This window comes from Nitrospirae bacterium CG2_30_53_67 (assembly GCA_001873285.1).
Lineage (GTDB): Bacteria > CG2-30-53-67 > CG2-30-53-67 > CG2-30-53-67 > CG2-30-53-67 > CG2-30-53-67.
In genome coordinates, this window is record MNYV01000059.1 from 1 (window position 1) to 5,849 (window position 5,849).

Genomic DNA, 5,849 nt, shown 5'->3' on the forward strand with positions numbered 1-5,849 from the left:
GCTTACGCCCTATGAAACCGGTTCAGGCGGATGGGCCGCATCCCAGTGGGTAAAGAACGGGGAGCATATCGTGAACGCCGGGCTTCTCATTGCCCTCGCAGTTCTGATCTCCAGGTATTTCGCTTCGTAGGATTCTCTCGGCCAAAAAACCCTTCTCACCACAGAGCACACAGAGAAAAACTTCCTTGGCAAAAAGCAAGAACAAAACTTCACCGCAGAGACGCGGAGGACGCAGAGAAGAGATCTCTGGGTTAAAAGCTAAAAACAAGAAATCTCACCGCAGGGACGCAAAGAAATACAACAACTCTCCTACAGAGAACATGGAGAAAAAGCATTCATCGGCACGGGTTGGTCTGAGATTACCGGTAGGCTGAATCATGATCCGGGTGAAGGGATACAAAGGGTGTTTAGCACGGCGTGCCGATCGTTCTTGTCCAGTTCAAACAATCCTTCAAGAAAAATCGGGTTATTGACATCCATGCGGACCTTGCTTTTATTTCCGGATGGCTTCACTCAGTTTCGGGAGGTCGGTTTCTGATGGTCTTTTTTCCCGTGCCCAGGCCAGTCCGTGATCTATTCGCCTCCTTGCAGGTTCTTCGTGGATCCGGCGTTCATTGTCTGGAACAAACTCCCCGGTTCGAATAATCTTCTTGCTTATGATTCCCTCCCTTGCAAAAAATACTTGATTTAATTCCCCATTTTATATATATTTAGGGTATTCTATTCCCTTAGATTATAATTAATTGGAGACTAAACGTGCCGATTATTCCTCGGACAATCCAAAAAAATATTGAAAATCATCTATTTAAGAAGAAGGTGGTCATTATCTACGGTCCGAGACAGGTGGGCAAGACGACTCTGATCAAAGAGATACAGAAGAAATACCCTGAAAAATCAACCTACCTGAACTGTGATGAGCCGGATATACGCCAGGCCTTGACACAAGTTACGTCCACGGAAATCAAGGAGTTCATCGGCAGGAACAGGCTCATTTTTGTTGATGAGGCGCAGAGGGTGAAAAATATCGGCATCACTCTGAAAATCATGGTGGATCAACTTCCGGACGTACAGGTCTTGGCCACGGGCTCTTCATCTTTTGATTTGTCGAACGAGATCTCCGAACCCCTGACAGGGAGAAAGTATGAATTTCACCTCTATCCCTTTTCCCTCGAAGAGATCTCCGCCATCTATTCGGATATTGAAATTCAGAGAATCCTTGAAAGAAGAATGCTCCTCGGGATGTATCCGGAGATTGTTCAGGCCAAGACCGAGGCGGAAGGAAAATTAAGGAGTCTCACCCATAGCTATCTTTATAAAGATGCCCTTCAGTACCAGAAGATCAAACACTCTGAAGTTTTAGAGAGGCTGCTGCAGGCCCTGGCCCTGCAAATCGGTCAGGAGGTCTCCTACACCGAGCTGGCCGGGATTGTCGGAATAGATAAGAAGACCGTAGTAAGTTATATTGAAGTTCTGGAAAAGGCCTTTATTATTTTTCGTCTTGGGCCTTTCAGCCGAAACCTGAGAAATGAATTAAAGAAGCTCAGAAAGATCTATTTCTTTGATACCGGCGTCAGAAATGCCCTGATCAACAATTTCAACCCCCTGAATCTACGCGGGGACATCGGAAACCTGTGGGAAAATTTTATGATCAGTGAGAGGATCAAGTTTAACCAGAACCATGGGATCGCCAAGAATATCTATTTCTGGAGGACTCACGGACAGCAAGAGATCGATTATCTGGAAGAAGCCCAAGGGAAACTTCACGGCTTTGAATTTAAATGGAACCAGAAAAACTATCGGGCGCCCCGCGTGTTCCTGGAGGCCTATGCCGGAAGTAATGTGAAGGTTATCAACAATAAGACGTATAGGAGTTTTATCAGCGAGCGCGGTTTGTGATGCCTGGTTAAAAGCAAGATTCACCGCAGAGGACGCGGAGAAAAATCTGCAGGGTGAAAAGCTAAAGACAAGGCTCTCACCGCAGAGACGCAGAGGACGCGGAGAAGAGATCTCTGGGCTAAAGCTAAAAACAAGAAATCTCACCACAGAGCACACAGAGAACGCAAAGAAGAACCTGCTTGGTGAAAAGCTAAAGACAAAGCTCTCACCGCAGAGGCGCGGAGGACGCAGAGAAAGGCTTACTTGGCTATATAGCAGGGTTAAAAACCATTTCACCTCCATAAGAATTCTTTAGTAACAAGAATTACTCATACTTCTCAAAAAGCTTCCCCCAGCGTGTCTTTCGGATCTCTCCGATTCTCTTCTTCCCTATCAAAGGATACCAGTAGAGGTCATGATAAAGCCGGGACGCGGCGTAGGACCATGGGACCAGGAAGGTTCGCAGCATGAGCTTTTCCAGGGGTTTCAGCCACCCGTGGTAGATCAATTTTTGCCCCCGGCTGGCCAGCGTGTTCTCATGGCCGTGAAAGTGAAAGTTCACGCCGGAGATATCCTCGCCCACCACTTCAATCTCTGCGGGGTCGCCGACGCCGAGCCCCCGTTCGTGGGCCAGTCGGATGAATTTCAGGGAGAGGGGATCAAATCCCATCATCTTTGCGGCAATGGCGTCGATGGCCACTTGGTCCGCGCCGGCAAGGATGTAATTTTTTTCCAGAGGGACCATGCACCTCGGCCCGGGCCCGTCCCCGGCAAGGGTCCCATCCATGACAGCGAAGATCCCGGTGTGGATCTCCTTCTGGATCATGAGAAGATCCACCAGGGTTTCATGGATCACACTGTGGGTCCAATGCCGTTTTTCGTTCAAGAGCCCGCCGAAGGCGTTCTTCATGGCTCCGGTCATGGTGGTGAAGACATGGGTCTTCATGGTGGGAAGATGGATGATGTTCTCGCCGATAAACCGCTTGGGAATCTTGATTCCATCCGGAAAGATCTTGTCGAGGACCAGCAGTTTTCCTTTGGGCTCGTAGCGTATCCACTCTTCTCCTTCGTAGAGATGGATGTTCCGCAGCCCGTACTTCTCCACGATCGGCTTGTGCTTGTTGTTGATTTCCCCCTTCTTGGCCGAGACCACCACGGTCCGGTTGTGGCAGGCATGCATGAGCTCCCGGGAGTAGCCGTCCAGAAGCAAGGTCCGGATCACGCCCTCCAATTGCCAGGGCGGCGTGGAGCACGCCGGGAAATAGACCTCCCAGGAGATATTGATTTTGAGCGCGGTGTCCTTGTCCTTGGGCAGGAACGTTTCATATTCCGCAAGGCGCAAGAGCCTCTTATAATCTTCCAGTACGGTCTCCGGCCTCGTCTTAAGGACAGCAACTTTTGGTTTCATCATGGCCTTCCCATTCAGCTTTCATTGATATAGAACTGCCAACACGACAACAACCCACAAGATGACATTGAGCATCATCGGCTTATCGCTGAGCATGATTTGTGCGGGATTTCCCCCCCGGTCCTTCTGATGCACCAGATAAAGATAGCGGAAGATGCCGTAGAGCACGAAGGGGACGGTATAGATCAGATTTGAAGTCTGGAACTTTTCAACGGTCTCTTCGGATACGGTATAGAGGGCATAGGACATGACCGTAGAGGCCGTCACCACTGCGATCATTTGATCGAGGAAGTAAGGGCTGTACTGAGAAAGGACTTTGCGCGATGACACAGCGCCGTTTTCCTGCAAGATGAGTTCGTGACGCCTTTTCGAGAAGCCGAGGAATAGGGCGATGAGGGCCGTGCAGATCAGCACCCATTGGGACGTCGGCACATCGATGACCGCTGATCCGGCCAGCACACGAAGCACAAAGCCGGCCGAGATGGTCATGACATCAATAATGACAAGCTCCTTCAAGATGAAAGAGTAGAGGAGATTCAAGGTAAGATATATCAGGAGGATCGCCGCGAAACCGGAGGACAGAAACCAACTGACGCCGAGACAGAGGCCGGAAAGGAGAATCGCCGAAACCACTGCCGTCATGACCGAAAGCCTGCCGGAGGCGACGGGCCGTGCTGCTTTTTTCGGATGAGAACGGTCTTCTTCAATGTCTTTCACGTCATTGACCAGGTAGATCGCCCCGGATGCGCCGCAGAAAATGAGAAAGCCGAGGAAGGCTCTAAAAAACATCTCAAGATCAAGAAGGTTTTGCGAAAAAAGCAGGGGGGCCAAGACAAAGAGATTTTTTATCCACTGTTCAGGCCGCATGGAAATGATGATGGCTTTGAGCAAGGAAGAGACTCCTCCATATTTTCCGGATCGTTGAGACGGCCGGACACGCCTGTTTTGGTGCGCTCACTCGACCTCTTGCGGTAGGCCGAACCGAATGATATTTTCAATCATTCTCTCTATATCCCGCCAAAATGTAAAGAACAATTTTCCAAATGAACGGAGCACGTCTTGCCTTTTGCTATCTCTATCTTTTCTCTGTGTCCTGGTTTATTGTTGTCAAGCATTTTTTCTTTTTCTTGTCTTGGCATTTAGCCCGGAATCTCTTCCTTTGCGACCTCCGCGCCTCTGTGGTGAAGAGGTCTTGGTTTTCGTTCTTACCTAAAAGGCCTTTCCTCTGCGGTCTCTGTGTGCTCTGCGGTGAATTCTTTGCCTTTGCCTTTGCCTTTGCCTTTAGCTATCTTTAGCCTTTCTCTGTGGTGCGTCTTGTCTTTCACCCCCCCTGAAAGCGCCTCATGCGGATGTTCAGGATCAGCCCGGCTGCGATGAAGAGGGTGATCAGGGCCGAGCCCCCGTAGCTGATGAAGGGGAGGGGGATGCCTACGACCGGGAAGACGCCTGAGGTCATCCCGATGTTCACAAAGACATAATAGGCGATCATGCTGACCAGCCCGGTGATGGTCAGCATGCTGAAGTCATCATAGGACTTGAGGGCGAAGCTGATTCCCCAGAACACAAAATAGGCAAAGAGCAGGACCAGGATCAGCACGCCGATAAAACCGGTCTCTTCGGCGATGACCGAGAAGATGAAATCCGTATGCTGTTCCGGGATAAACCGGAGCTGGCTCTGTGTCCCATGGAGAATCCCCTTTCCCAAAAACCCGCCGGAACCGATGGCGATCTTCGATTGGATGATGTGGTACCCGGCGCCGCTCGGGTCCATGGCAGGATTGAAAAACACCAGGATTCTCTGCTTCTGATAATCCTTGAGGAAGCGCCAGAGGAAGGGGACCGCACCAAGCGAAGCAATCCCACCGGTAAGAAGGATCTTTATGGGAATGCCGGCTATAAATATCAGGGTCAGTGAAATAAGCATCAGCATCAGCGTGGTTCCCAGGTCGGGCTGCCGGGCAACCAGAATCAGGGGGATGCCGATCAGGATACCCATGACCCCGTAATGGCTGAGGGTGATGATCCCGCGGTCACGGGCATCCGAAATATATCTGGAGAGGGCCAAAATCAGGGCGATCTTGGCAAACTCCGATGGCTGGAGGGTCAACGGCCCGATGTCGATCCACCGCTGCGCCCCCATACCCGTCCTCCCTTTGAAGGCTACGATGATGAGCAGGAGGACTGAGACCGTATAAATCACATACGCATAGCGCTGGATGGTCTGATAATGAATAGAAACCGTTACCAAGAGAGCAATGAGCCCAAACCCGATCCAGTTGAGCTGTTTTAAATAGAGGGCCGACGGCGGACTCCCGGCAAAATGAGAGGCGCTGTAGATGGCCCCGACCCCGATCAAAGAAAGAAAAAGGATCAGAAATAAAAACCCGAAATCAAAATGTGTAATCAGCCTGCGGTCGAGCATGGTGGTCTTACCTTTTTTTTACAGGTTCTCCGCTAACCCCAACCAGGTTTTCAGCCTGTGAAAGATGCATATCGGACGGCAGGGATGCAGGCCTTAATTCCGGCGGGGGTTCCACCATCCGCCCGGTCTTTTTGAAATAGGCCT

At 50.5% G+C, this 5,849-nt stretch carries 6 protein-coding genes; 3 read left to right on the top strand and 3 right to left on the bottom strand.

Features of this window, described 5'->3' with window-relative positions; all coding sequences use genetic code 11:
- Positions 1-417 precede the first annotated feature (417 nt).
- Positions 418-645, top strand: a complete 228-nt coding sequence (locus AUK29_03360; GenBank protein ID OIP65012.1) for a hypothetical protein — start codon at positions 418-420, stop codon at positions 643-645.
- Between the two features lie 117 nt (positions 646-762).
- The gene (locus tag AUK29_03365; protein ID OIP65016.1) at positions 763-1,896 is read left to right on the top strand and encodes an ATPase; all 1,134 of its coding nucleotides are present in this window, start codon (positions 763-765) and stop codon (positions 1,894-1,896) included.
- A 304-nt stretch (positions 1,897-2,200) separates the two neighbouring features.
- Here AUK29_03365 and AUK29_03370 read toward each other — a convergent pair whose 3' ends face one another.
- Complete coding sequence (locus AUK29_03370; GenBank protein OIP65017.1) at positions 2,201-3,283, bottom strand: iron-sulfur cluster-binding protein; 1,083 nt, start codon at positions 3,281-3,283, stop codon at positions 2,201-2,203.
- Positions 3,284-3,304: 21 nt separating this feature from the next.
- Complete coding sequence (locus AUK29_03375) at positions 3,305-4,174, bottom strand: hypothetical protein (GenBank protein ID OIP65013.1); 870 nt, start codon at positions 4,172-4,174, stop codon at positions 3,305-3,307.
- Positions 4,175-4,326: 152 nt separating this feature from the next.
- On the opposite strand from AUK29_03375, the gene AUK29_03380 reads away from it, so the two are divergent.
- Positions 4,327-4,578, top strand: a complete 252-nt coding sequence (locus AUK29_03380) for a hypothetical protein (GenBank protein OIP65014.1) — start codon at positions 4,327-4,329, stop codon at positions 4,576-4,578.
- 26 nt (positions 4,579-4,604) lie between these two features.
- Here AUK29_03380 and AUK29_03385 read toward each other — a convergent pair whose 3' ends face one another.
- Positions 4,605-5,705: a rod shape-determining protein RodA gene (locus AUK29_03385; protein OIP65015.1), complete on the bottom strand. Its 1,101-nt coding sequence runs from the start codon at positions 5,703-5,705 to the stop codon at positions 4,605-4,607.
- Between the last annotated feature and the right edge of the window lie 144 nt (positions 5,706-5,849).